The 25,237-nt window shown below is 71.5% G+C and carries 26 protein-coding genes; 21 read left to right on the top strand and 5 right to left on the bottom strand.

Annotated elements, in window-relative coordinates:
* Positions 1-28: 28 nt before the first annotated feature.
* A complete protein-coding gene (locus ABD747_RS15400) occupies positions 29-1,483 on the bottom strand; it encodes an MFS transporter (protein ID WP_344806095.1) in 1,455 nt (484 codons plus the stop codon).
* A 499-nt stretch (positions 1,484-1,982) separates the two neighbouring features.
* Between ABD747_RS15400 and ABD747_RS15395 the strand changes: the two genes are divergently transcribed.
* From ABD747_RS15395 to ABD747_RS15370, 6 genes are all read left to right on the top strand, one after another.
* Entirely contained in the window at positions 1,983-2,903 is a 921-nt protein-coding gene (locus ABD747_RS15395; protein WP_344806093.1) for an aminoglycoside phosphotransferase family protein, read from the top strand.
* A 30-nt stretch (positions 2,904-2,933) separates the two neighbouring features.
* Positions 2,934-3,797, top strand: coding sequence for an AraC family transcriptional regulator (locus ABD747_RS15390; protein WP_344806091.1), 864 nt, complete (start codon positions 2,934-2,936; stop codon positions 3,795-3,797).
* The gene (locus ABD747_RS15385; protein WP_344806089.1) at positions 3,794-4,216 is read left to right on the top strand and encodes a VOC family protein; all 423 of its coding nucleotides are present in this window, start codon (positions 3,794-3,796) and stop codon (positions 4,214-4,216) included. Before ABD747_RS15390 ends, ABD747_RS15385 begins: the two co-directional genes overlap by 4 nt.
* 65 nt (positions 4,217-4,281) lie before the next feature.
* The gene (gene dxr, locus ABD747_RS15380) at positions 4,282-5,532 is read left to right on the top strand and encodes a 1-deoxy-D-xylulose-5-phosphate reductoisomerase (protein WP_344806087.1); all 1,251 of its coding nucleotides are present in this window, start codon (positions 4,282-4,284) and stop codon (positions 5,530-5,532) included.
* Entirely contained in the window at positions 5,533-6,831 is a 1,299-nt protein-coding gene (locus tag ABD747_RS15375) for a M50 family metallopeptidase (RefSeq protein ID WP_344806086.1), read from the top strand. It begins immediately after the preceding gene.
* Between the two features lie 109 nt (positions 6,832-6,940).
* On the top strand, positions 6,941-7,765 hold the full coding sequence (locus ABD747_RS15370; RefSeq protein WP_344806084.1) for an alpha/beta fold hydrolase: 825 nt from the start codon (positions 6,941-6,943) through the stop codon (positions 7,763-7,765).
* Positions 7,766-7,912: 147 nt separating this feature from the next.
* Here ABD747_RS15370 and ABD747_RS15365 read toward each other — a convergent pair whose 3' ends face one another.
* Positions 7,913-8,323: a (deoxy)nucleoside triphosphate pyrophosphohydrolase gene (locus ABD747_RS15365; RefSeq protein WP_344806082.1), complete on the bottom strand. Its 411-nt coding sequence runs from the start codon at positions 8,321-8,323 to the stop codon at positions 7,913-7,915.
* Between the two features lie 537 nt (positions 8,324-8,860).
* Here ABD747_RS15365 and ispG point away from each other — a divergent pair.
* Both ispG and ABD747_RS15355 read left to right on the top strand, forming a co-directional pair.
* Positions 8,861-10,015 carry a flavodoxin-dependent (E)-4-hydroxy-3-methylbut-2-enyl-diphosphate synthase gene (gene ispG, locus ABD747_RS15360; protein WP_344806080.1) on the top strand — a complete coding sequence of 385 codons (1,155 nt, stop codon included), beginning with the start codon at positions 8,861-8,863 and terminating at the stop codon, positions 10,013-10,015.
* Positions 10,016-10,019: 4 nt separating this feature from the next.
* Positions 10,020-10,898: a GNAT family N-acetyltransferase gene (locus tag ABD747_RS15355; RefSeq protein WP_344806078.1), complete on the top strand. Its 879-nt coding sequence runs from the start codon at positions 10,020-10,022 to the stop codon at positions 10,896-10,898.
* A 422-nt stretch (positions 10,899-11,320) separates the two neighbouring features.
* Here the strand turns inward: ABD747_RS15355 and ABD747_RS15350 are convergent, their stop codons facing one another.
* Complete coding sequence (locus tag ABD747_RS15350; RefSeq protein ID WP_344806076.1) at positions 11,321-11,533, bottom strand: hypothetical protein; 213 nt, start codon at positions 11,531-11,533, stop codon at positions 11,321-11,323.
* A 159-nt stretch (positions 11,534-11,692) separates the two neighbouring features.
* Here ABD747_RS15350 and ABD747_RS15345 point away from each other — a divergent pair, with 159 nt between their 5' ends.
* Positions 11,693-13,036: a M20/M25/M40 family metallo-hydrolase gene (locus ABD747_RS15345; protein ID WP_344806074.1), complete on the top strand. Its 1,344-nt coding sequence runs from the start codon at positions 11,693-11,695 to the stop codon at positions 13,034-13,036.
* An 18-nt stretch (positions 13,037-13,054) separates the two neighbouring features.
* Entirely contained in the window at positions 13,055-14,584 is a 1,530-nt protein-coding gene (locus ABD747_RS15340) for a YfcC family protein (RefSeq protein ID WP_344806072.1), read from the top strand.
* 16 nt (positions 14,585-14,600) lie between these two features.
* On the opposite strand, the gene ABD747_RS15335 is transcribed toward ABD747_RS15340, so the two are convergent.
* Positions 14,601-14,957, bottom strand: coding sequence for a hypothetical protein (locus ABD747_RS15335; protein ID WP_344806070.1), 357 nt, complete (start codon positions 14,955-14,957; stop codon positions 14,601-14,603).
* 65 nt (positions 14,958-15,022) lie between these two features.
* Between ABD747_RS15335 and ABD747_RS15330 the strand changes: the two genes are divergently transcribed.
* From ABD747_RS15330 to ABD747_RS15315, 4 genes are all read left to right on the top strand, one after another.
* On the top strand, positions 15,023-15,778 hold the full coding sequence (locus ABD747_RS15330; protein ID WP_344806068.1) for a VOC family protein: 756 nt from the start codon (positions 15,023-15,025) through the stop codon (positions 15,776-15,778).
* A gap of 135 nt (positions 15,779-15,913) precedes the next feature.
* Positions 15,914-16,567 (top strand): SDR family oxidoreductase, encoded by a 654-nt coding sequence (locus tag ABD747_RS15325; protein WP_344806066.1) that lies wholly within the window; start codon positions 15,914-15,916, stop codon positions 16,565-16,567.
* 82 nt (positions 16,568-16,649) lie between these two features.
* A complete protein-coding gene (locus tag ABD747_RS15320) occupies positions 16,650-18,458 on the top strand; it encodes a proline--tRNA ligase (protein WP_344806676.1) in 1,809 nt (602 codons plus the stop codon).
* 91 nt (positions 18,459-18,549) lie between these two features.
* Positions 18,550-19,353 carry a sulfite exporter TauE/SafE family protein gene (locus ABD747_RS15315; protein ID WP_344806064.1) on the top strand — a complete coding sequence of 268 codons (804 nt, stop codon included), beginning with the start codon at positions 18,550-18,552 and terminating at the stop codon, positions 19,351-19,353.
* A 105-nt stretch (positions 19,354-19,458) separates the two neighbouring features.
* Here the strand turns inward: ABD747_RS15315 and ABD747_RS15310 are convergent, their stop codons facing one another.
* The gene (locus ABD747_RS15310) at positions 19,459-20,505 is read right to left on the bottom strand and encodes a DUF4439 domain-containing protein (RefSeq protein ID WP_344806062.1); all 1,047 of its coding nucleotides are present in this window, start codon (positions 20,503-20,505) and stop codon (positions 19,459-19,461) included.
* A gap of 103 nt (positions 20,506-20,608) precedes the next feature.
* On the opposite strand from ABD747_RS15310, the gene rimP reads away from it, so the two are divergent.
* The 7 genes from rimP (at position 20,609) to ABD747_RS15275 (ending at position 25,101) form a co-directional block, all read left to right on the top strand.
* Entirely contained in the window at positions 20,609-21,091 is a 483-nt protein-coding gene (gene rimP / locus ABD747_RS15305; protein ID WP_344806060.1) for a ribosome maturation factor RimP, read from the top strand.
* Between the two features lies 1 nt (position 21,092).
* Positions 21,093-22,085, top strand: a complete 993-nt coding sequence (gene nusA / locus ABD747_RS15300) for a transcription termination factor NusA (RefSeq protein WP_344806058.1) — start codon at positions 21,093-21,095, stop codon at positions 22,083-22,085.
* 130 nt (positions 22,086-22,215) lie between these two features.
* The gene (locus ABD747_RS15295) at positions 22,216-22,872 is read left to right on the top strand and encodes a hypothetical protein (RefSeq protein WP_344806056.1); all 657 of its coding nucleotides are present in this window, start codon (positions 22,216-22,218) and stop codon (positions 22,870-22,872) included.
* A gap of 141 nt (positions 22,873-23,013) precedes the next feature.
* Positions 23,014-23,511: an OmpA family protein gene (locus tag ABD747_RS15290; protein WP_344806054.1), complete on the top strand. Its 498-nt coding sequence runs from the start codon at positions 23,014-23,016 to the stop codon at positions 23,509-23,511.
* Positions 23,512-23,598: 87 nt separating this feature from the next.
* On the top strand, positions 23,599-24,213 hold the full coding sequence (locus tag ABD747_RS15285; protein ID WP_344806052.1) for a hypothetical protein: 615 nt from the start codon (positions 23,599-23,601) through the stop codon (positions 24,211-24,213).
* Positions 24,197-24,772 carry an OmpA family protein gene (locus ABD747_RS15280; protein ID WP_344806050.1) on the top strand — a complete coding sequence of 192 codons (576 nt, stop codon included), beginning with the start codon at positions 24,197-24,199 and terminating at the stop codon, positions 24,770-24,772. Before ABD747_RS15285 ends, ABD747_RS15280 begins: the two co-directional genes overlap by 17 nt.
* 68 nt (positions 24,773-24,840) lie before the next feature.
* On the top strand, positions 24,841-25,101 hold the full coding sequence (locus tag ABD747_RS15275) for a YlxR family protein (RefSeq protein ID WP_344806048.1): 261 nt from the start codon (positions 24,841-24,843) through the stop codon (positions 25,099-25,101).
* Positions 25,102-25,237: the final 136 nt, after the last annotated feature.

The raw sequence follows: 25,237 nt of genomic DNA, 5'->3' as shown, positions 1-25,237 counted from the left end.
GCCGTGCCCGGCCACCGGCGGTCGTTCGCTACAGCCGGGGATCGTGCGCGGGATCGGGCGCGAGGTCGGCCTCCGGCTCCGGCACGGTGTGCCGGCTTCGGTCGTAACGATCCCTCAGCTCTCGATAGAACCTGCTGTTCAGCGCATAGATCGTCAGTCCGATGCCGAGCAGGCCGATCAGCACGAAGACCAGCGCGATGCCGCGGGCCGGACCGGTACCGAACCACCACCCGATCAGCTCGGCACCCGCCCCGACGGTCATGAACGGGATGAACACCAGCTGGGTCAGCGGACCCATCAGGAACGCGGTCAGCGGCGAGGCCGCCTGCTCGACGCTCTGGGCGAACCCGAAGACCCGCCCCTGCCGCTCGAAGGGCACCACCCGCTGCAGGATGGTCTGCTCGGCGGCCTCGGCATAGGGCACCAGGACCATGTAGACCGCCATCCCGGACACCAGCATCACCACTGACGCCTGCAGCGGGAACAGGGCGGTGACCGACCAGAGCACCAGGTTCACCAGCAGCAGCAGCCGCAACGGGTTGCGACCGAGTCCGGTCCGGGCCACCAACAGACCGCCGACGATGAACAGCGAGCTCAGCCCGCCCCACATCAGACCCCACGCGCGGACCGACATCATCGACAGCCCGTACGCATCCATCAGCGCCATGAACGCGCCGCCGAGGAAGTTGTTCAGGCAGGAGAACGCGATCAGCGCGAGCAGCCCGGGCACCTGCTGCACCTGCCGGAGGGTGCCCTTCAGGTCGACCTTGCCGGCCGCGGGGTCGGCCGAGTCAGCTGCACCGGCGGTCGGATCCGAACCGGGGGACGGGTCCGAGCCCGGTGCCGCGGCACGGCGCTCGTCGACTCGCACCAGGCCGAGATGGAGAAATCCGACCAGGAGCACGGTCATGGTCAGCAGCAGCACGGAGAACATGCCGTCGTGGGCCACCAGCACGCCGCTGATCACCGAGGTGGCCAGGAATGTCACCCCGGTCGCGGTGCCGACCAGCCCGTTGGCCCGATCACGCCGGTCCTCCTCGATCAGCAGGGTGACCATGGTCATCATCGCGATCCCGCGGATGTTGCCGGCGATCACGCCGAACATCGAGACGACGACGAAGACCCACAGCCACACACTGCTCGCCTGGGTGAACTCGGCCGCCGGCACGATCAGATACAGCGCGAAGGCCGCGGCATAGCAGGCGAGCGAGGCGAGGATCGAGCCCTGCATCACCAGCTTCTTGCGATGGTGGTCGACCAGGCTGCCGAACCAGATGCCGCTGGCCGCGGTGCAGACCAGGAAGATGCCGGCGATCATCCCGGTCGCCAGCACCGACCTGGTCTCGATGAAGACCCAGAACGTGATGGCGAACCAGACGGTCAGGTTCATCACGGACACGACCAGGACGTTGACCAGCAGGTGCAGGAACGTCCGATGTGCGGGCCGGGCCAGGTCCAGCACCGGTGTTCTCTCGGTCTTCACGGGTCCTCCCTCCCTCCCGGCCGTGTTCGGATGCTACGGAACGACACTGACAGTCTTCTCAGACAGTTCGGGCTCGCCGAAGTCATCGGGCCGCACGGTTCCCCTCGGATCCGCGACCCCGCAGGATCGCCCCGGCGCTGCATATGGCCACGACCTGCTCGGCCGCTGCACGACCGGATCGCCGCACCGGGGGCCCGACTTCGCCCGGGCGCTTCACACCGCATCGCTGCCACCGGATCGCCGCACCGGCGGCCCGATTCCGCCCGGGGGTGTGAGAGCGGCCATGGCGGCGTGCAGCGCGAACGAGCGTTGTGAGGCGAGAGCCTGACCGAGGTGTCGGGGCCGGCGGTGCCGGGCTGTCATGACGGCATCGGCCGGCGATCTTGACCGGGCCGACGCGAGGGCATGCGCCATGGCCCGGTCGTGTTCCGGTGCGCCGTGATCCGGTCTGTGGCCAGGTCCGGTGCCGGTCGGATGGTCACTTCCTATAGTCACTCGCGTGATCGATGTGCCGGCCGGGTTCCGCGCCATGCCCCGCTGGTGGTCGGAGGGGACCGACTGGCTGGATCGGCTGCCGGCACTGGTCGAAGAACAATGCCGGCGCTGGTCGCTGGAGCCCGATGGGAGCCTCCGGCACGGGTCGAACGCGCTCGTCGTCCCGGTCCGCCGCGGCCGCGAGCCGCTGGTGTTGCGGCTGACCCCCGCCGGGCCGGAGGTGAGCCAGACCGTGGCCGCGCTGCGCTTCTGGGCCGGCCGCGGGACCGTCCTGCTGCTCGACGCCGACCCGGATCGGGGCGCGCTGCTGCTGGAACGGCTGGACGCCGAGCGGAGCCTGGCCGCCCTGCCGGTGGCGCGGGCGATGCCGGTGATCGGCCGGCTCGTCCGGCGGCTTGCCGCTCCGGTCACGGATCCGGCGGTCCGCTCGACCGGCGAGGTGGCCGTCGAGGAGGCCGCCGGCTGGCCCCGGCGCTGGTCGGCGCTGGGCGAGCCGGTGCCGGCCCGGCTGCTCGACTCGGCTCTCCGCGCCGCCGAGGCGGTGGTCGAGCCGCACACCCCGGACGCGGCCGTCGACGCCGACCTGCACTTCGAGCAGGTCCTCGGCGGGATCCGCGAGTCGTGGCTCGTGGTCGACCCGGTGCTGCTCCGTGGCGACGGCTGTTATGACCTGGGCCGGGTGCTGTGGAGCCGGCTGGACGAACTGGGCTCCGACGAGGACGTCCGCGGCTGGCTGAGGTTGCTCGCCGATGCTGCCGGAGCCGACCGCGAACGAGCGCGCCAGTGGGTGCTGTGCCGCTCGATGTCGTACCTGCTCTGGGGACTGGAGCGGGGGCTGACCGAGGACCCGCCGCGCTGCCGGCGACTGCTGGCGATCTTCGCCCAACCTGGCGCCCGCCGAGGGGGCGTGCGATCCGGGCCGTGATCTGTCAGTGGCATGCGGTTGTCTGGAGACATGGCTGCCGGCGAGCGATTCGTGATCGATCGATCGCTGCTGCCCGGCTACGTGGCCTCCACCGTCGGTTATGGCCCGACGGGCGAGCGACAGCGGATCCATCGCGGGCTGCCGTCGCCATATCTCACGTTCATCTTCTCGTTGGGGGCCCCGGTGCTGACCGGCAGCACGGAGGCGGAGGCGCTCGGGCCGGGTCCGATCCGCACCGACATCGTGCTCGGTGGGCTGGCGCTCCGACCGTCGTACGTGCTGCCCGACCCGGATCAGCGCGGCGTCCAGTTGGCCGTGCACCCGCTGGCCTGCCGGGCGATCTTCGGCATGCCATCCCGCGACCTGCCCGAGGTGATCGACGGGGTCGACGCCCTCGGAGCGGGGGCAGAGGCGCTCCGGCAGCGCCTCGCCGAGACGGGCACCTGGGGTGCCCGGTTCGCCCTCGTCCGCGGGTTCCTGCGGGACCGGGTGGACCGGCGGCCGAGGGAACGGGTCCGGCCGGAGGTCGCCGAGGCGTGGCGCTGGCTGGCCTGGCACCGCGGCACCGGCTCGATGCAGGGTCTGGCGCGGCACGTCGCGCTCAGCTCCCGGCAGCTCGGCACGCTGTTCGCCCGCGAGGTCGGCGTCAGTCCCAAGCAGGTGAGCCGGCTGATGCGCTTCGACCACGCGAAGCAGCGGATCGGCCGCGCGGTGTCGGAGGGCAAGGCGCCCGCGCTGGCGGGGATCGCGTCGGACTGTGGCTACTTCGACCATGCCCATCTTGACCGCGACTTCGCCCAGTTCACCGGCACGAGTCCGACCGCTTGGCTGGCCGAGGAGCGCCGAAACATCCAAGCGCGGGGCCATCGCGGTGGCGAAGACTGGAGCACATGAATGCGACGAACGAGACCACCACCGCGCGGGCGCCCCAGGTCTGGGGCACATTGCAAGCCCACGACGCGCCCGCCCTGATCGCCTTCTACGTCGACGTCTTCGGCTTCGAACCGACGGCGGTCTATGCGGACGGTGATCAGGTCGCACACGCCCAGCTGGACTGGCCCGAGGGCGGTGGCATCATGCTCGGCTCGCACAAGCCCGACGGTGCGTGGACGCGCGAGCCGGGCACCGCGGGCTTCTACGTGGTGACCGACCGGGTCGACGAGGTGCACCGGAGGGTCGTCGACGCCGGTGCCGAGGTGCTGCGCGAGCCGCGCTCCACCGATTACGGCAGCTACGAGTTCGCCTGCGCCGATCGGGAGGGCAACCACTGGTCCTTCGGCACCTATCGCGGCGAGTCACGCACGGCCGGTTGACCCGGCCGGGCCGGCTCGGTCACCGAGACCCCGGGCGCGGTCGGCGATCCCGCTAGGGTGACCGCGTGCGCGACGTCGTCATCCTGGGCAGCACCGGGTCGATCGGGACCCAGGCCCTCGACGTGATCGCGGCCCGGCCGGGCGACTTCCGCGTGGTGGCGCTGGCGGCCGGCGGCAACGATGTTGCGCTGTTGGCGCGGCAGGCGCTGCAGACCGGGGCGCGACTGGTCGGCGTGACGCGCGCCACCGTAGTGCAGGACCTCCAGCTGGCGTTCTACGCCGAGGCGCGCGACCGGGGCTGGTCCAGCGGCGACACCCGGCTGCCGCGGATCGTCGCGGGTCCCGGTGCGGCCGCCGAGGTCGCCGCCGAACCCTGCGACGTGGTCCTGAACGGGATCACCGGAGCCGCCGGACTGGCGCCGACGATGTCCGCTCTGCGGACGGGAGCCATGCTTGCCCTGGCCAACAAGGAGTCGCTGGTGATCGGCGGCCGGCTGGTCACCCGGGCGGCCCGGCCGGGTCAGCTGGTGCCGGTCGACTCCGAGCACTCGGCGCTGGCCCAGTGTCTGCGCGGCGGGTCGGCGGCCGAGGTCGACCGGCTGATCCTCACCGCGAGCGGCGGCCCGTTCCGCGGGCGGACCCGTGACCAGCTCCGTGACGTCACGCCGGCACAGGCGCTGGCCCATCCGACCTGGGACATGGGCCGGATGGTCACCACCAACTCCGCCACCCTGGTCAACAAGGGGCTGGAGCTGCTGGAGGCCCACCTGCTGTTCGACGTGGCGCTGGACCGGATCGACGTCGTCGTACACCCACAGTCGGTGGTGCACTCGATGGTCCAGTTCGTCGACGGCTCGACCCTCGCGCAGTGCTCGCCGCCCGACATGAGGCTGCCGATCGCGCTGGGCCTCGGCTGGCCCGACCGGGTGCCCGGCGCCGCCCGGCCGGTGGACTGGACCACGGCAACCAGCTGGACGTTCGAGCCGCTGGACGACGACGCGTTCCCGGCCGTCCGGCTGGCCCGCCGAGCCGGGACGCACGCCGGCACCGCGCCGGCGGTGTTCAACGCCGCCAACGAGATCTGCGTTGACGCCTTCCACGACGGCGCGCTCGGGTTCGTCGACATCCTCGACATCGTCGAGCAAGTGCTGGCCGAGCACCTGTCCGACGGCCGCCGATCGTCGCGGGGGGTCGCCGAGCCGACAACCGACGTACGCTCTATCTGGCGGTCCGACGACGAGCTCACGGTGGAAACCGTGCTGGCCGCGGACGCGTGGGCCAGGGAACGGGCCCGGGAGCTGACGAAAAGGACATAGATGGACTGGGTGATCTACCTCGCCGGCGCGTTGGTCTTCTTCGCGCTGGTGATGGCGTCGATCGCGCTGCACGAGATCGGTCACCTGGTGCCCGGCAAGGCGTTCGGTGTGAAGACGACCCAGTACTTCGTCGGCTTCGGCAAGACTCTGTGGTCGAAGCGGGTCGGCGAGACGGAGTACGGCATCAAAGCCGTCCCGCTCGGCGGCTACGTCCGCTTCGTCGGCATGTTCCCGCCGGCCAAGGACAATCCGACCAAGATCCGGGCGTACGCCACCGGGCCGTTCCGCGGCCTCGCCGACAGCGCCCGCGCCGCCGAGTGGCAAGACATCAAGGCCGAGGACGAGGGCCGGCTCTTCTACCAGAAGAAGTCGTGGCAGAAGCTCATCATCATGGCCGGCGGGCCGACGATGAACCTGATCCTTGCGTTCGTGATCCTGCTCGGGGTCGGGATGACCTACGGGACCTACCAGACCCAGCCGGTGGTGAAGGGCGTGCAGGAGTGCATCGTCGCCGCCGACGCCACCGACAAGAACTGCGACGGCAACCCGGAGACGCCCGCGGCGCTGTCCGGAATCCAGGTGAACGACCGGATCGTCGCGTTCAACGGCCAGCCGGTGAGCTCCTGGGACGACATCTCCGAACTGATCCGGGCCAACATGGACAAGCCGGTGACGCTGACCGTCGAACGCAACGGCGAGACGATCCAGCTCACCACGGTGAACACGGTGATCAACGGCGTGGCCGACCGCTGGGACCCGTCCAAGCGGGTCGCGGCCGGCTTCTTCGGGATCGAGCCGCTGACCGTTCGGGAACGCACCGGCCCAGTCGGGGTGCTCGGCGACATGTGGACGATGACGCAGCAGACCGCGCACGCGCTGATCGGCTTCCCGGTGAAGGTCTACTACACCGCCTACAACCTGATCACCGGCAAGCCGCGCGACATCTACGGCCCGATGAGCATCGTCGGCGCCAGCCGGGCGGCCGGCGAGGTCGCCTCGACGAACCAGTTGACCGCGGGCGACAAGGTCGCGGTGATGTTCACCCTGCTCGGCTCGGTGAACCTGTTCGTGGCCCTGTTCAACTTCATCCCGCTGCTGCCGCTGGACGGCGGCCACATCGCGGGTGCGCTCTACGAGGCGCTCCGTCGCGGGCTGGCGAAGCTGCGCGGCCGGCCCGACCCCGGCTACGTCGACACGGCCCGGATGATGCCGATCGCGTACGCCGTCGGTGCCGTCATCATGCTCTCCGGCGTGGTGCTGATCCTGGCCGACCTGATCGATCCGATCCGGCTCTTCTGATCGCGTCCCGCGTGGTCGGCGGCCCACCCGGCCCCCGGTCGCGCGGGCAGGATGGCGGCTACCCATACTGGGCTGGAACCCACCGCAGCCCCACCCGGAGGACACCCCCATGGGCACGATCATCACGAGCGACGGCGTCGAGATCTACTACAAGGACTGGGGCTCAGGGCAGCCCATCGTGTTCAGCCACGGCTGGCCGCTGTCGGCGGACGACTGGGACACGCAGCTGCTGTTCTTCCTGCAGCACGGCTATCGGGTGATCGCCCACGACCGGCGCGGCCACGGCCGCTCGACCCAGACCGGCGACGGCCACGACATGGACCACTACGCCGCCGACCTGGCGGCCCTGACCGAGCATCTCGATCTCCACGACGCGATCCATGTCGGACACTCGACCGGCGGTGGCGAGGTGGCGCACTACATCGGCCAGTACGGCGAGGACCGGGTGGCGCGGGCGATCCTGATCAGCGCTGTACCGCCGATCATGGTGCAGACCGAGACCAATCCGGGCGGACTGCCCAAGAGTGTCTTCGACGACCTGCAGGCCCAGGTCGCGGCGAATCGGTCGGAGTTCTATCGAGCGCTGCCGTCCGGGCCGTTCTACGGGTTCAACCGGCCCGGGGTCGAGAGCTCCGAAGCCATCATTCAGAACTGGTGGCGGCAGGGCATGATGGGCGGCGCCAAGGCGCACTACGACGGGATCGTCGCGTTCTCGCAGACCGACTTCACCGAGGATCTGAAGAAGATCAGCGTTCCGGTGCTGGTGATGCACGGTGACGACGACCAGGTGGTGCCCTACGCCGACTCCGGGCCGCTGTCGGCGGCGCTGGTCCAGAACGGGACGCTGAAGACATACCCCGGCTTCCCGCACGGGATGCCGACGACCCAGGCCGAGACGATCAACGCCGACCTGTTGGAGTGGCTGCGGCCCTGACCGGCATCCTCCCGGCCACCTCCGGCCAGCGTCGAGCCGCGACTTCGCTCGCCGAACCGCCACTTCGCGCATCGGCGGCGGTGAGCGAAGTCGCACACCGCCGAGCGAAGTCGCGGGTTCGAGGCCCGGCTCACGCGACGGGGGCGGTCACCGACCGAGCAGGCGTGCCAGCCGGTGGATCAGGGCGACATCGGCCGGCAGCCAGGCGACATCGAACAGCTCCGCCGCCGTCAGCCAGCGCAGCCGGTCGTGGCTGGCCGTCGCGACGGGCTCGCCGCCGGCGACCGCCGCCAGCCAGACCCGCATCTCGAGCTCCGCGGCGATCGGCCAGGCGGGGCCGGCCGGCGGCGGGACCTCGGGCCCGACCGTGATCGTCACGCCGAGTTCCTCGGCCAGCTCGCGATGCAGCGCCTGGATCGGGGTCTCGCCGGGCTCGACCTTGCCGCCCGGGAACTCCCAGCCGCCGGCGAGCCGCGGTGGTCCCGTGCGGCGCGCCGCCAGCAGCCGGGTCGGCGCCTCGAGCGCATCGACCAGCACCGCGGCGACGACCAAGACCATGGCCGGCATCCTGCCGCATCTGCTCGTCGCCGCCCCGCACGCCGTCGCGGTCCCCGGCTCGCCGCGCCGCCGGAGATGCCGCTTCCCCGGGATGCCGCTCCGCCGGATGAACCAAAATCCACCCGTGGCCGGAAATTGGGGCCGGTTCGGCCGGGATTGGGGCCCAGAAGCCCGCCGCGGCCGGAATTCCGCCCGCGCGGGCCACTCCGGGCGAGGTTGTGGCCCCGAGGCGTACGCGGCGCCCCAAAGTCCACCCGTGGCTGGAATTTCGGGCCGATCCGGGCCGAGTGGGGCCCGAAAATCCAGCCATGGCCGGAATCTCCGATCGGACCGAGGCCGAGGCCCGGGACGTACGCGGTATCCGAAACTCCGTCCGTGGCTGGAATTTCGGGCCGATCCGGGCTCGATAGGGCCCGAAATTCCAGCCACGGCCGGAATCTCCGATCGGACCGACCTCTCACAGCCGGGTCGTACGCCCGCCGGGCCTGTGCCGACTACGCTGGCACCGTCCGCGCGTCCCTCGACAGAATGTCACCGATGAGTATCGATCTCGGCCTGCCCGCCCTTCCACCGCCCGTGCTGGCGCCGCGCCGCAAGACGCGCAAGATCAAGGTCGGCAAGGTGGAGGTCGGCGGCGACGCCCCGATCAGCGTCCAGTCGATGACGACCACGCTCACCTCCGACATCAACGCGACCCTGCAGCAGATCGCGGAGCTGACCGCGACCGGCTGCGACATCGTCCGGGTCGCCGTGCCGAGCCAGGACGACGCGGACGCGCTGCCGGCGATCGCGAAGAAGTCGCAGATCCCGGTGATCGCGGACATCCACTTCCAGCCGAAGTACGTCTTCGCCGCCATCGAGGCCGGCTGCGCCGCCGTCCGGGTCAATCCGGGCAACATCCGGGCGTTCGACGACCAGGTCAAGGAGATCGCCGCCGCCGCGACCGACCACGGCACCTCGATCCGGATCGGGGTGAACGCCGGCTCGCTGGACAAGCGGCTGCTGGCGAAGTACGGCAAGGCCACTCCGGAGGCGCTGGTCGAGTCGGCGCTGTGGGAGGCCAGCCTGTTCGAGGAGCACGGCTTCCGGGACTTCAAGATCAGCGTCAAGCACAACGACCCGGTGGTGATGGTCCGGGCGTACGAGCTGCTCAGCGACGCCTGTGACTATCCGTTGCACCTCGGGGTGACCGAGGCCGGGCCGGCGTTCCAGGGCACGATCAAGTCCGCGGTGGCGTTCGGCTCGCTGCTCAGCCGGGGGATCGGCGACACCATCCGGGTGTCGCTGTCCGCGCCGCCGGTGGAGGAGGTGAAGGTCGGGATCAAGATCCTCGAGTCGCTGAACCTACGGCCCCGTCACCTCGAGATCGTTTCCTGCCCGTCGTGCGGCCGGGCGCAGGTGGATGTCTACAAGCTGGCCGACGAGGTGACGGCGGGGCTGGAGGGACTGGAGGTCCCGCTCCGGGTGGCCGTGATGGGCTGTGTGGTGAACGGTCCGGGCGAGGCGCGCGAGGCCGATCTCGGGGTGGCCTCCGGCAACGGCAAGGGCCAGATCTTCGTCAAGGGCGAGGTGATCAAGACGGTCAAGGAGAGCGAGATCGTCGAGACCCTGATCGAGGAGGCGATGCGGATCGCCGACGAGCTGGGTCCGGAGGCGGTCGGCGCCGGCGGCGCCCAGGTGAGCGTCTCCTAGCCCGATGGGCACCACGGCCGTGCACGCCGCACCGCCCGGCAACGGCCGGGGGTCGGTCCGGGTGCTGGGTCGCGACGACCTGGCGGCAACGGTCGCGCTGCTGTCGGCCAACCCGATCGAGAACGTGTTCGTGGCCGCCCGGGTGCGCTCCTCCGGGCTGGACCAGACCGGGCTCGGCTGCCCGTTGTGGGGCTACGAGCGAGACGGGGGCCTGCGGGCGCTGTTCCACGCCGGGTCGAACCTGGTGCCGGTGAACGCCGACGCGGACGCCATCGACGCCTGGGCGCGGGTGGCCGGCCGGCACCGCGCGTGCGCCTCGATCATCGGCCCGTCTGGGGTCGCGATGGCGCTGTGGCGACGGCTCGGCGAGCTGTGGGGATCGGACTGGACCGAGGTGCGCAACATCCGGCCGCGGCAGCCCGTGATGTCGATCGACCACGATCCGGCCGTGCCGTTCAACCCGGACGTGCACCGGATCAGCCTGGAGCACTGGGACCCCTACTACGAGGCCGCGGTGAAGATGTACACCGAGGAGGTCGGCGTCTCGCCCCTGCAGGGCAACCCGGCCGGCTACCGGTTCTACGTCCGGCAGCTGATCACGTCGGGCCGCGCGTTCGGGCTGGTGCACCGCGGGCGGGTCGTCTTCAAGGCCGACCTCGGTTCGGTTTCCGGCAACGTCTGCCAGGTGCAGGGCGTCTGGCTCGACCCCGCGATGCGCGGCCGCGGTCTGGCCGCACCGGCGATGGCCGCCGCCGTCCGGCTCGCGCGCACCGTCGCGCCGGTCGTCACCCTGTACGTCAACGACTTCAACCTGCCCGCCCGGGCGACGTACGCGCGGGTCGGCTTCCGCGACGTGGGCGAGTTCGCCACCGTGCACTACTGACACCTCGCCCCGATCGTGTCCGCCCGGCCGGCCTACGACGCGGGCCGCAATGAGTGCGCCCTGACGCCCGGCGCGCCGGCCCGCCCGCCCGTTCGGCCCCGCCCGCCCGTTCGGGCCAGGCCGCAGATTCCACCCGTGGCGGGATTTTGTGCCCCGGCGGCCCGGGTTCGGTCCCGATTTTCCGGCCACGGGTGGATTTGGGCGCCGGCAGCCGAGGACGCGCCCCGCCGCGCGAGCTGCTCACCGCGCGAGCTGCTCACCGCGCGAGCTGCTCGCCGCGCGAGCTGCGCACCGAGCGAGCTGCGCGCCGAGCGAACGCGACGCATCCGAGCGAGGCAGGAGGCCTCACGCCGGGTTCGCCCTCGCGGCGCGAAGCGCGGCACCGACCGCGGCGAGATCAGCTGCGTCGGGCAGGCCGGCGATCAGGTTCCGAAGCGCCGCCACGTCCGCTGCGCCGAGGCTGCGCCGGCATTGTCCTCGAACACGACGGCCCAGCTCGGACCACCGACCGCGGCGAGCATGCAGCCGAGGGTGTCCAGCACGCGGTCGCCTACCAGGCTCCGACCTCCGGGCGACACGTCCGCCCAGCGCAGTCCGGCGACGAACGCGGCCAGCTCCGCGCCGTGCGAGGTCACGGCCCCACCGCCACCCGGTCGGTCCCCCTGATCGGGACCATGGTGGTTGCCGAGCACCGGCCCGGGCGGCTTCGACCGTCTGGCAACGAACGGGCCGGTCGTCTAGGGTGCTGACCAGTCGAGACCATGATCGATTGCGTACGTCCGGGAGGCCCGCCGATGTCCGAGCTCACCGATCGGGTGGACGCGCTGATGCCGCGGCTCGTCGAGGATCTGAAGCGGCTGGTCGCGATTCCCTCGATCGCGTTCGAGGGGTTCGACCGGGCGCCGGTGCTGGCGGCGCACGACCTGATCGTCGAGTTGCTCCGCGACGCCGGTGTGGCCGACGTCGGCCGGCTCGAGCTGCCTGACACCGCGCCGATCATCACCGCCACCGTGCCGGGCCCGCCGGGTGCGCCGACCGTCCTGCTCTATGCGCACTACGACGTCCAGCCGGCCGGCGACGAGGCGCTGTGGCAGACCCCACCGTTCACCCCGACCGAGATCGACGGCGTCGTCCACGGCCGGGGCGCCGCCGACGACAAGTCCAACGTGATCGCCCATATCGGCGCGCTGCGGGCGATGGACGGCCGGCCACCGGTCACCCTCAAGATCGTCTTCGAGGGCCAGGAGGAGTGGGGTAGCCCGTTCGACGGCTACCCGGTCACCGATCCCGGCTTCTTCGCCTGCGATGCGATGGTGATCGCGGACATGGGCAACATCGAGCCCGGCCGGCCGACGTTCACCACCGCGTTGCGCGGCGACACCGAGGTGACCGTCTCGCTCCGGACCTTGCCGGAGCCGAAGCACAGCGGTGAGTTCGGCGGCCCGGCGCCGGACGCGCTGATCGCGCTGATCCACGCGCTGGCCACGCTGCACGACGACCGGGGCAACGTGGCCGTCGCCGGCCTGCGCGACGACACCTGGACCGGTGCCGCCCCCATCGACGACGACGAGTTCCGGCGGATGGCCGGGATCGCGCCCGGCACGCCGCTGTTCGGCGACGGCACGATCGCCGACCGGCTCTGGTCCGGCCCGGCGATCACCGTGGTGGGCATGGACGTACCCAAGGTGGACGGGGCCGTGCTGGCGGTCAACCCGTACGCCCGGGCGATGATCAACATCCGGGTGCACCCGCTGCAGAGCGCCGCCGAGGCGCAGGACGCCGTCGTCGCGCACCTGGAGTCGATCAAACCGTTCGGACTGGAGCTCACCGTCGAGCGCAGCGACGCGGGCAACGGGTTCGAGGCCACCACGACCGGCCCTGCGTACGTCGCCGCCCGCGAGGCCCTGCGCCGAGCCTGGGGCGCGGAGCCGATCGAGGTCGGCAGCGGCGGCGCGATCCCGCTGGTCAGCGGGCTGCACGACGCGGTCCCGACCGCGGAGATCCTGCTGTTCGGTGCCGAGGACATGCAGTGCAACCTGCACGCCCCGAACGAGCGGGTGGTGATCGACGAGATCCGGCGGACGGTGATCGCCATGGTGGAGTTCTTCCACCGCTACGCCGCCGGGCAACAGTCCTGACCGACCGGGAGTGAGCCGATGACCAGCGCACCCGACCAGACCACACCCGACCCGCAGGCGCCTGAGGCGCCACCGACCGCCACGACCAAGTACTTCCCCAGCGCCTACACGGTGCTGGCGATCGTCACGGTGTTCGTCTGGCTGCTCGCCTTCGTCATCCCGGCCGGGACCTACCAGCGCAACGACGACGGCCAGCCGATCGAGGGGACCTACCAGCGGGTCGCCTCGCCGGAGGACTTCGGCCAGCGGCTGCAGGATCTGTTCGTCTCGCCGGTGAACGGCCTGTACGGCATCCAGGACACCACCGGATTCGTCAGCCCGGACAACAGCGGCGACCTGTTCGGCAGCGTCGCGGTGTTCTTCTTCGTGCTGGCGATCGGCATCTTCGTGACCATGATGATGGCGACCGGGGCGCTGGAGCGGGGCATCGGCCGGCTGGCCGCCCGGCTGTCCAACCGCGGTTGGCTGCTGATCGTCGGGATCATGGTCTTGTTCAGCCTGCTCGGCAGCATCGAGGGCTTCGCCGAGGAGACGCTCGGCTTCTACGGGTTGATCATCCCGCTGATGCTGGCGCTGGGCTACGACCGGCTGGTCGCGGTCGGCGCGATCATCCTCGGCGCCGGCATCGGCTGCCTCGCCTCTACCTTGAACCCGTTCGCCATCGGGGTCGCCTCAAGCGCGGCCGGCGTCCCGATCAGTGACGGGATCGGGCTCCGGCTGATCATGTGGCTGGTGCTGACCGCGGTCACCGTGCTCTTCGTGCTGCGCTATGCCAGGAAGGTGAAGGCGGACCCGGCGAGCTCCCGGGTCGGCTTCCTGCCGGGCGACGAGGACGCGCACGACGCGCCGCTGCCGCCGCCGCTGACCCGGCGCCAGATCGCCGTGCTGATCTGGGTGGTCTTCACCTTCGTGGTGATGATCTTCGGCATCATCCCGTGGTCCGACATCATCAAGGGCTCCGGATCGGACCCTTACCCCTGGGAACTCGGCTGGGGGTTCGGCCAGCTGGCCGCCTGGTTCCTGGTCTCCGCGATCGTGGTCGGACTGATCGGCGGGCTGGGGGAGCAGAAGCTCAGCGCCACCATCAGCCAGGGCGCCGGCGACTTCATCTCCGCCGGGCTGGTGATCGTCCTCGCCCGCGGGGTCGCCGCGATCATGAACAACACCCAGATCACCGACACCGTGCTGCACGCGATGGAGGGTGCGGTCTCGCACGCCGGCTCGGCCCTGTTCGCGATCTTGGTGTTCGTGGTGAACCTGCCGCTGGCGTTCCTGATCCCCTCCACCTCCGGCCATGCCACCCTGGCGATGCCGATCATGGCGCCGCTCGGCGACTTCGCCGGCGTACCGCGATCGTTGGTGATCACGGCCTGGGCCGCGGCCTCCGGCTGGATGAACCTGTGGGTGCCGACCACCGCGGTGGTGATGGGCGGGCTGTCGCTGGCCAAGGTCGGCTACAACACCTATCTGCGGTTCATCGCTCCGCTGCTCGGCATCTTGTTCGTCGGCGTCTGCGCCTTCCTCACCGCGGGCGCCCTGCTGAGCTGATCCGGCGGGGCGATCCTCAGCCGATCCCGGCGCGTTCGTCCAGCCGCTGCAGCAGGTCGTACGCCGCCCGTTCGACGGCCTTGTGCCGCCACTCCGCCGCCCGGTAGACGCACGCGATCAGGCCGCTGCGGTGGATCCGGCGAAAGTCGCCGTAGACGAAGGCGTACCGGGCCTTGGTCTCGTCGTTCGCTCCGACCGTGAGCCCGAGGTGCCACGCCGCGTAGTCGCCCCAGCTGTGCGATCGCAGGTAGGCGTTCTGGCTCTCGGCGTTCGGCTGGACGTCGCCCCAGTCGCTGTCGAGGACGTACTGCCGGGCGTCGATCAGTTGCTCGGCGCGGCGGACGGCATCGGGATTCACGTCGTACGAGGCCATCTCGGCAGTGTGTCACGGCGACGGCCGCCTTCCGCGGCGCGGCGGCGCGGACCAGACTGTCGTTCGTGACCGAACCCGCGTACGCCGTGTTTCCGATGAGGTTCAGTGCCGATCCCGCGCCGCTGATCGAGTTCTGGCGCACGCTCGGGCTCCGCCAGCTCGACGGTGCGAGCGGCGGTTATGCGGAGTTCGCGGCCGCCTCCGGGTTGCTCGCGGTGCACCCGGCGGAGCCGGCCGGGTCCGGGGCATCGCCCGGGCAGACGACCCTGAACGTCGCGGTCGCCGACGTCGACGTCGAAGCGGATCGACTCGCCGCCGCTGGATGGCCGACCCGGGTCCGGGACGAGCCGTACGGCCGGCAGGGCGTCGTGACCGGCCCGGCCGGCCGGCTGATCGGGCTGAACGCGATCCCGAGCCGGGGCGGTGAGGTGGACGGCGGCCAACGCATCGCGGCGTCGCTGGACGTGGTCGCGGTCTGGTACAGCGACGACTTCACCGCCGACGCCGCGTTCTTCGGCGCGTTCGGGTTCGAGCCGTTCGGCTCGCTGGACAACCCGTGGTGGTGCGACCTGCGGGCGGCCCGGCGGCGAGGCGGCGTGATCGGGCTGCACGGCACCGGCGGCGGCGGTCCCGCGGCCGGGGGAGCCGGACCGGCCCTGGTCCAGCTCGGCTTCGAGACCAGCGAGCCGCTCGACGCCCTCGCCGCCCGGCTCGTCGCGGCCGGGTACGCGGACGCGCGGGTGACCGACGGCGAGGCCGGGATCGCGGTCGAGGTCGCCGACCCAGACGGTCAGCGAGTGGAGGTCCACCCGACGATCTGACCCGCCGGTGACCGTCCCGGCACGCCAAATTCCCGCCATGGCCGGAATTTGGTGGTCGTTCGCCGCCCAGGCGCCCCGAGTTTCCGGCCACGGACGGGTTCTCGGCCGTGCGGCGGGCGACGCTAGGCTCGGCGGATGTCTCGCATCGCGCTGATCGGCGGCCACGGCAAGGTCGCGCTGCTGGCCGAGCCACTGCTCGTCGCCGACGGCCACGAGGTCTCGGCCGTCGTCCGGAACCCGGCTCACGCCGAGGACATCGCCGCCCGCGGCGCGGACCCGGTGGTCGCCGACGTCGAGAACCTCGACACCGACGGCTTGACCGCGCTGCTGACCGGGCACGACGTCGTCGTCTGGTCCGCCGGCGCCGGCGGGGGAAGCCCGGCTCGGACGTATGCGGTGGACCGGGATGCGGCCATCCGCTCGATGGACGCGGCCCGCGCGGCCGGGATCTCGCGCTACGTGATGGTGAGCTATTTCGGCGCCGGACCGGACCACGGGGTCCCCGCCGACGACGGTTTCTTCGCCTACGCCGACGCCAAGTCAGCGGCCGACGCCTATTTGCAGGACTCCGCGCTGGATTGGACCATCCTGCGGCCGAGCCGGCTGACTCTGGACGAGCCGACCGGCCGGATCGACGCCGGCGCCCGCGCCGCCGGCTCGGTGTCGCGGGCGAACGTCGCCGCCGTGATCCGGCAGGTGATCGCGGCCGAGCCGGCGAGCGTCGGCCGCCGGGTGATCGCCTTCAACGACGGCGACACCCCGATCGCGGAGGCGCTGCTCCCGTCCTGACGCTTGGCGCGAGCGAGGCGCCGTCCGCCGAGTAGGGTGCTCAGGGCACTCGTACGAAGGAAGGCACGCCGTGATCACCCGAATGTCGGAGCTGTTCGTCCGCACGCTGCGCGAGGACCCCGCCGACGCAGAGGTCCCGAGCCACCGCTGGCTGGTCCGGGCCGGTTACATCCGGCGGGCGGCGCCGGGCATCTACAGCTGGCTCCCGCTGGGCTACCGGGTGCTCCGGAAGATCGAGCAGATCGTCCGGCAGGAGATGGACGCGATCGGCGCGCAGGAGGTGCACTTCCCGGCGCTGCTGCCGCGCGAGCCGTACGAGGCCACCGGCCGCTGGACCGAGTACGGCCCGAACATCTTCCGGTTGAAGGACCGCAAGGACGGCGACTATCTGCTCGGGCCGACGCACGAGGAGATGTTCACCCTGCTGGTCAAGGACTTGTGCTCCTCCTACAAGGATCTGCCGCTCAACCTGTACCAGATCCAGACCAAGTACCGTGACGAGGCGAGACCCCGAGCCGGCATCCTGCGCGGTCGCGAGTTCGTGATGAAGGACTCGTACTCCTTCGACATCGACGACGCCGGACTGCAGAAGGCGTACGACCTGCATCGCAGCGCCTACGTCAGGATCTTCGACCGGCTCGGCTTCGACTACGCGATCGTGCAGGCCATGTCCGGCGCGATGGGCGGATCGGCCAGCGAGGAGTTCCTGGCGATCGCCGAGAACGGTGAGGACACCTTCGTCCGTTCGCCGGGCGGCTATGCCGCGAACGTCGAGGCGGTGCACACGGCCGCGCCCGAGCCGATCCCGTTTGAGGACGCGCCGGCCGCGCACGTGGAGGACACCCCCGACACGCCGACCATCGAGACCCTGGTGGCGCTGGCCAACGACCGCTTCCCGCGCGAGGACCGGCCCTGGACGGGCGCCGACACGCTGAAGAACGTCGTCTTCATGGTCACCGAGCCGGACGGGACGCGCGCTCCGCTGGCCGTCGGCGTGCCCGGTGACCGCGAGGTCGACCTGAAGCGGCTCGCCGCGCAGCTGGAGCCGGCCGAGGCGGAGGTGTTCACCGAGGAGGACTTCGCGGCCAACCCGGGCCTGGTCAAGGGCTACATCGGGCCGGCCCGGACCCCCGGCGGCGCCGGTCTGGGCGAGGAGTCGGCCAGCACGGTGCGTTTCCTGGTCGATCCGCGGGTCGTCTCCGGCAGCCGCTGGCTGACCGGTGCGAACGAGCCGGGCCGGCACGTGTTCGACCTTGTGGCCGGTCGCGACTTCACCCCGGACGGGACGATCGAGGCCGCCGAGGTCCGCGCCGGTGACCCGGCGCCGGACGGCTCCGGACCGCTGGAGCTCGCTCGCGGGATCGAGATGGGTCACATCTTCCAGCTCGGCCGGAAGTATGCCGAGGCGCTCGGGCTGAAGGTGCTGGACCAGAACGGCAAGCTCGTCACGGTGACGATGGGGTCGTACGGCGTGGGTGTCTCGCGGGCCGTGGCCGCGGTGGTCGAGGGCACCTGCGACGAGAAGGGACTGTGCTGGCCGCGGGAGGTGGCACCGTTCGACGTCCATGTCGTCGTGGCCGGGAAGGACGCGGCCGCGTTGGAGTGGGCGGCCGACCTGGGCCGCAAGCTGGACGAGGCGGGCATCGCCGTCGTGCTGGACGACCGCAAGGCCAGCCCCGGGGTGAAGTTCGCCGACGCCGAGATCATGGGCATGCCGACGATCGTGGTGGTCGGCCGGTCGCTGGCCGACGGTCTGATCGAGGTCCGCGACCGCGCGTCCGGCGAGCGGACCGAGGTGGCCGTCGACGACGCCCTGGGCCACCTGCTGGCGGTCGTGCACGGGATGCCGGACCTGGGCGAGCCGGACCTGGTCGAGCCCGTCGCCGAGTGAGACCGCCCCGTCCCGGGAAACTGTGCGGTTGTTGCAGCGACACGCCGGCGGAGCCTGCAGGAGCTGCACAGTTTCCGCGGCTTGAGTGCCGATGACCGGCCTGGAGATCTCGCTCTGGACGCTGGGACTGCTGGTGCTCGCGGCGTTCGTCGCCGGCTGGGTGGACGCGGTGGTGGGCGGCGGAGGGCTGATCCAGCTGCCCGCACTGCTGATCGCCCTGCCGGCCGACACCCCACCGGCGTCGATCCTGGGCACCAACAAGCTGTCCTCGGTCTGGGGCACGGCGACGAGCTCGATCACGTACGCGCTCAAGCTCAGACCCGACTGGCGGACCGTGCTGCCGCTGGTCGCCGGCTCGGCCGTCGGATCGGCGCTCGGCGCCCAGGCGGCACGGTTCCTGCCCAAGCAGTACTTCACCCCGATCGTGCTGGTCGCCCTGATCGTGGTCGGTGTCTACACCTGGCGACGGCCCGAGCTCGGCCTGCACTCCGCCCGCAAGCACGACGGCCGCAAGCACTACCTGCTGACGACGGCGATCGGGCTCGGCGTGGGGGCGTACGACGGCCTCCTGGGGCCCGGCACCGGATCGTTCTTCGTGATCTTGCTGGTGACCGTGCTGGGCTACGGGTTCCTGGAGGCCAGTGCGAAGGCCAAGATCGCCAACCTGGTCACCAACCTGGCCGCGATCGTGGTCTTCGCCGCCCACGGCTCGGTGCTGTGGGTGGTGGGGCTGTGCATGGGTGCGGCGAATCTGGCGGGCGGCTTCATCGGCGCGCATATGGCCATCCGCGGCGGGAACTCCTTCGTTCGCAAGGTGTTCCTGATCGTGGTCGCGGCGCTGGCCTGCAAGCTCGCCTGGGACGTCGTCACCGGCCTGCTGACATCGCGGGGCTGAGCCGCGGCGGGGCCGTGCTGGTCGGCGGCAGCGGTGCTGGGCCGCGGCTGTGAGCTGAGGGAGAAAGTCGGCGTCACTAGGCGCGGAGCGGGCGCGAGCCCACGGTCAAGACGGCCAGCCGGGCCAGGCACTTACCGGGCCACCCCAGGTGCGGGCGAGCGATGCGGCCTGTCGCATGGACGCCCAGGCCAGCGCCTGGTCGGCCGGCTGGGCGGCCGCGGCGAGCCACTGGCCGGTGAACGGCACGAATGCGGTCTCCATCGTCGCGATCAGCCGGCCGGCGGAGGAGGCGTTGACCACCTTCACCGACGGAACGTAGGCGGGCTCCGCGGCCGGCACCGAGGCCTTCCGCGACAGCAGGATCGTGGTCAGCTGGTCGCGCAGCGCGCGCCGCCCGGTGAGCCCGTTCACCGCCCGGGTGCGGGCCGCGCTACCGACGGCCAGCCGGCCGATCGCGAGCTGATAGCCGTAGACCACCGCGTGCAGCTGGGCGAGCACGGCCTGCATTCCGGCCACGTCGTCGAGGACCTCCGGCTGCGCCGGGTTCGCGGAGGTGGCGGCGATCGGTACGTTCGTCGTGCTGCCGAGCGCCGAGGCGTACGTCGACGCGGCCACGCTGAGCGAGCCGAACAGCAGTGCGGTGAGCCCCCGCGCCGCCGGCACCAGCTTCGCGTGCCGGGCGGCCAAGGACTTCTCGGCCGCGATCAGGGCGTCCAGGCTGACCTTCGCCGGCTTGGCCGGCGTCGGCCCCGGGGTGGCGCCGGCGGCCGATCGTGCCGTCGGGTCGGGTGATCGCAGCACCGCCGCGTGCAACCGATGCGCGTCCCGGACCGCGGCGATCAGCCGGCGCCGGCCCGGATCCAGGTCGGCCTTCGAGCCCAGCAGCGCCGCGGCGAGGGTGGCGACGGCTTCCTCCGCCTGCGCACCGGCCGCGGCTCCCGGCATGGTCGGCGGCGCGCTCGGGGTCGGGCTCGCCAGCGGTTCGTTCGGCGACGCCGACCGGCCGGGCGACGCGGTCCGGTCCGACCCACCCTGGATCCGAGGATCGGACACGCTGCAGCCGGCCGTCGCTGCGAGACCGAGCAGGCCGGCCGCGCGCAGCAGCGCACGACGGGTGACCGGCGCGGGAGCGCGGGACGGGGTCGGGGCCACGCAGAGAACGTACCGTGGGCGTGGAAGAATGTCGGGTCTCTCCGGCCGTACGCGTCGGAGGGCACAACTGCTCGGCCCAATCGGAATCGAAGGACCACCCGCCATGAACACCACGCAGTTGACCGATCTGCTGACGCCGGTGGTCGCTCGATGCGAGCTGGAGCTCGAGGCGATCGAGATCGTGCCGGCGGGCAAGCGGCGGCTGGTCCGGGTCACCGTGGACGGCGACGGTCCGAAGGGCGCCGGGCCCACGCTGGACGAGATCGCGGCCGCAACCCAGGCCATCTCGGCGGCCCTGGACGACAGCGACGTCACCGGCAGCGCGCCCTACACCCTCGAGGTCAGCACCCGCGGGGTCAGCCGACCGCTGGAGCGAGCGCCGCACTGGCGGCGCAATCGTGGCCGGCTGGTGGCGGTGTCGCTCACGTCCGGCGAGCAGCTCACCGGTCGGGTGGTCGCGGTGGAGGGTTCCACGGTCAGCCTCGACGTCGACGGCGTCGAGCGCGAGATCGATCTCGGCGAGGTGTCGAAAGCGCTGGTGCAGATCGAGTTCAACCGCCCCGGCGCGGAAAGCGAGGACGACTGATATGGACATCGACATCTCCGTACTCCGGCTGCTGGAGCGGGAGAAGGACATTCCCTTCGACGTGCTGATCAGCGCGATCGAGGAGGCGCTGCTGACCGCCTACGAGAAGACCGACGGGGCCGTGCCCGGCGCGCGGGTCGATCTCAACCGGAAGAGCGGCCACGCGATGGTGATGGTGCCCGAGCTGGACGACGCCGGCAACCTCGTCGGCGAGTACGACGGCACGCCCGAGGGCTTCGGCCGGGTGGCGGCGTCGACCGCGCGGCAGGTCATCATGCAGCGGCTGCGCGACGCCGAGGACGAGCAGAAGTACGGCCACTTCGCCGGCGTCGAGGGCGACATCGTGTCGGGCGTGATCCAGCAGGGCCACGATGCGCGGACGGTGCTGGTCGATCTGGGGAAGATCGAGGCGATCATGCCGGCCGCCGAGCAGGTGCCCGGCGAGCGTTATCAGCACGGCACCCGGATCAAGGTGTACGTCGTCGCCGTCCGGCGCGAGCCGCGCGGACCCCAGGTGGTCGTGTCGCGCACACATCCGGGTCTGGTGGAGAAGCTGTTCGCCCTGGAGGTGCCCGAGATCGCCGACGGCACGGTCGAGATCAAGGCGGTGGCGCGCGAGGCGGGTCACCGGTCGAAGATCGCGGTGGTGAGCCAGAACAAGGATGTGAGCGCCAAGGGCGCCTGCATCGGGCCGATGGGGCAGCGGGTGCGGGCGGTGATGCACGAGCTGAACGAGGAAAAGATCGACATCATCGACTGGTCGGGCGATCCGGCGACGTTCGTCGGGAACGCGCTGTCGCCGGCCAAGGTGTCATCGGTCACCGTCGTCGACGAGGGTCTGCGGGCCGCCCGGGTGGTCGTCCCGGATTATCAACTGTCGCTGGCCATCGGGCGGGAGGGCCAGAACGCCCGGCTCGCTGCCCGGCTGACCGGTTGGCGGATCGATATTCGCTCCGACACCGCGCCCCCGGCCGGACCCGACAGCACCCGCTGAAGCTGCGAGCCGCCGCCGGTGGCGGCTGTCTCCGGCCCCGAGTTATCCACAGCGAACGGGCCGCCTGAAGGTTGTCCACAGGTTCCGTCGTGGGGTGAACGATCCGCGCGCGGATCCTTAGCGTCTTGTCGTGAAGCGACCTGTGCTCCTGCTCCCTCTCATCGCGACGGTGCTCCTGCTCGGACTGCCGGGCTGTTCGTTGCCTGTCTCGCTGCCCGGTTCGGCCGGCTCGACGCCCGGATTGCCGGCAGCGCCGTCCGGCTCCGGCGGCGGAACCGGCTCCGGACCGCCCGCCGCCGACGCCACCGGCGGCCCGACCAGCCCGGCCGCGAACGCGCCGCCGACCGGGTCGGCCGGCGGGTCGGGGCCGCCGGACCTGGGTGCACTCGGGCCGATCGTCGGATCCCGAACGAGCGCGTACCAGGGCGGCGAAGTGACGATCGATCTCTACCGGATCGTGCGGACCGGGAATCTGGCGTACGTGACCCTGACGGCACGCTCACCGGACGAGGTCATCGCGGGCGGCATGCTCTCCGCACCGGGCAGCGCGTCGTACACCGCGAACGGGATCACCTTGGTCGATGCGGCGCACAAGCGGCTCTATCTGAGCGCCACGCACGGCACCGGGGACGCCGGTGAGTGCATCTGCAGCGACCTCGGCCAGGTGACGCTCGGCGCGCAGCCGACGGTCATCACGGCGGCGTTCGCCGCGCCGCCCGCCGGGGTGACCGAACTGGGCGTCCAGGTGCCGCACTTCGGGGTGTTCGCACGTGTCCCGGTCGTCTGACCGGGCGGGGCGCCGGCCGTGATGACGTGGCGCGCAGGAGACCGAGCGGTCCGGCAGCTTCCGATCCGGTGGGGTCGGGCGGGGGAAGCGCGGATCCGGGGGAGCGGACGACGGCGCCTGCTGGCGGTTGCGCCGGGCGTCGTGCTGTTCGCACTCGCTCTGCCCGGCCCGGCGATGGCGGCGCCGGACCCGACCGCGCCGGTCGAGGTCATCGTCGCGCCAGTGGTCGACATCGTCACCTCCAGCTCCGACCTCGGTGGCGTGGCTCGGGTGGAACAGTCGCGGACGTCGGTCCGGGTCACCCTGGATGCGACCGTGCTGTTCGGCCGGGACAGCGCCACCCTTCGGCGCCAGGCGCGAGGGCGGCTGCACGAGGTGACGGCGACGCTGCGCGCGCGTGGCCCGGGTCGGGTGCGAATCGTCGGCTACACCGACGACCTCGGCTCCGCCGCCCACGGGCTCGATCTCAGCCGGCGCAGGGCACGGGCGGTTGGCGCCGTGCTGCGGAGCGACCTGCCGGCGCGGACGTACCCGTTCATCGTGCTGGGCCGGGGCGAGGCCGACCCCCGGGTGCCGAACACGTCGGAGGCGAACCGGCGACTGAATCGACGGGTGGTGGTCAGCTATCAGGTGGGCTGAGGCACCGTCGCAGCGCACGACTGCGCCGAGCCGAGTGGGCCCGTGGATCCGCGTTGTGGCCCCCCGGGGTCCCCTAGGGTCTGGCGCATGTCTGCATCCAAGCCGTGGGCCGGCGCGATCCTGGTGGCTGTGCTGACCTGCGTGGTCGGCTGTTCGGGCCCGGCGCCGGACGAGGGCGCGAGCAGTCCCGCGCCCGCGTCGGCGACGGGCAGCGCTGGCCCGGCCTCGGCCACCGCGCCCGGCTCGCCGAGCCCGGGGTCTGCGGATGCGACGGCCGGCGACGCCGCGCTCGGGTCGGTGGTCGCGACCCGTACGGTCTCCTACCACCGATCGAAGGTCCAGCTCACCCTCTACCAGGTTCGGCGCGCCGGCTCCCTGAGCAGCATCGATCTGACCCTGACGAGTCCGGACGAGAACACCGTGGCGGCCCAGCTGCTGTCCGACGACGACTCCTCCTCCAGCGCTCGGTCGCCGTTCGTCGCGGACGGCATCCGGCTGGTCGACGGCACCGGTAAGAAGCTCTACCTGGTCGCGGCGGACAGCGCCGGGCACTGCGTGTGCACGAGCCTGCTCGGGGTGAACCTGGACCCCGAGGTGCCGTTCGTGGTCTCGGCTAGCTTCGCCGTGCTGCCGCCGACCATCACGAGCGTCGACGTCCAGATCCCCAACTTCGGCACGTTCCGCGATGTCCCGATCGGCTGACACCCGGCCGTCCCGGCGCGGCTGCCTGGCCCTCGTGCTGGTCCTCGGGTGCCTCCTGACGCCGTCGGTGGCTGCGGCAGCGCCGGAGCCGGGTGGATCGGTGCTCGACGTGCGTACGCCGGCGTTCGGCATCGTCGCGCCGGTGCTCGACCTCGCGACGTCCACGTCCGACCTCGGCCGCGCGGCCAGAGTCGAGCAGCTGCCGTCCAGGGTCACCGTCACCCTGGATGCGACCGTGCTGTTCGGCAAGGACAGCGCGAAGATCCGCCCTGCTGCCGCCGGCCGGCTCGTCGAGATCGCCACCGAGCTCCAGACCCGCGGGCCGGGCGCGGTGCGAATCGTCGGCTACACCGACGATCTCGGATCCGCCGCCCGTGGTCTGGATCTGAGCCGACGCCGTGCGCGAGCCGTGGCAGCCGTGTTGCGCCCGCGCCTGCCGGCGTCGAGCTACCGCTTCACCGTGCTGGGCCGGGGTGAGGCGGATCCCGCAGTGCCGAACACCTCTGAGAAGAACCGAAGGATCAACCGCCGCGTCGTGGTCACCTATCAGCCGGCGTAAGGGTCCGGCCGGCGCGGGGGCGCCTTCCGGGCACCGCGGGCGCTTGGTCCCCGCGCTAATCTCGGGGGGTGAGTCGCCCGGTCCGCACCTGCACCGGCTGCCGGAAACGGGGCGACAAGCACGAGCTTCTTCGCGTGGTGGCGCGCGACGGTGCGGTCGAGCCGGACCCGAGACAGGTCCTTCCCGGCCGCGGCGCCTATCTCCATCCTGCGGTGGAGTGCCTGGACAAGGCGCTCAGGCGACGAGCGATCGGACGAGCGCTGCGTACCACCGTCGATGCAGGTCAGGTCGAGGCGGCCCTCCGGGTCCAGATCGGCCGACGCGCTTAGACGAACCCGCACGTTGGGGCATAGAGTTCTACATTGTGCCGTTCGGGACCACCCGGACGGTCTACCGGCAAGCGTCCGCGCCGACCAGCGCGGCCGCCCGAAACCAGAAGGTGGGCTAGCGCTCATGACCACTCGA

Source organism: Microlunatus ginsengisoli (assembly GCF_039537205.1).
GTDB classification, from domain to species: Bacteria; Actinomycetota; Actinomycetes; order Propionibacteriales; family Propionibacteriaceae; genus Microlunatus; species Microlunatus ginsengisoli.
The sequence above is the reverse complement of the archived record's forward strand: the minus strand, read 5'-3'. Positions and strand labels throughout refer to the sequence as shown.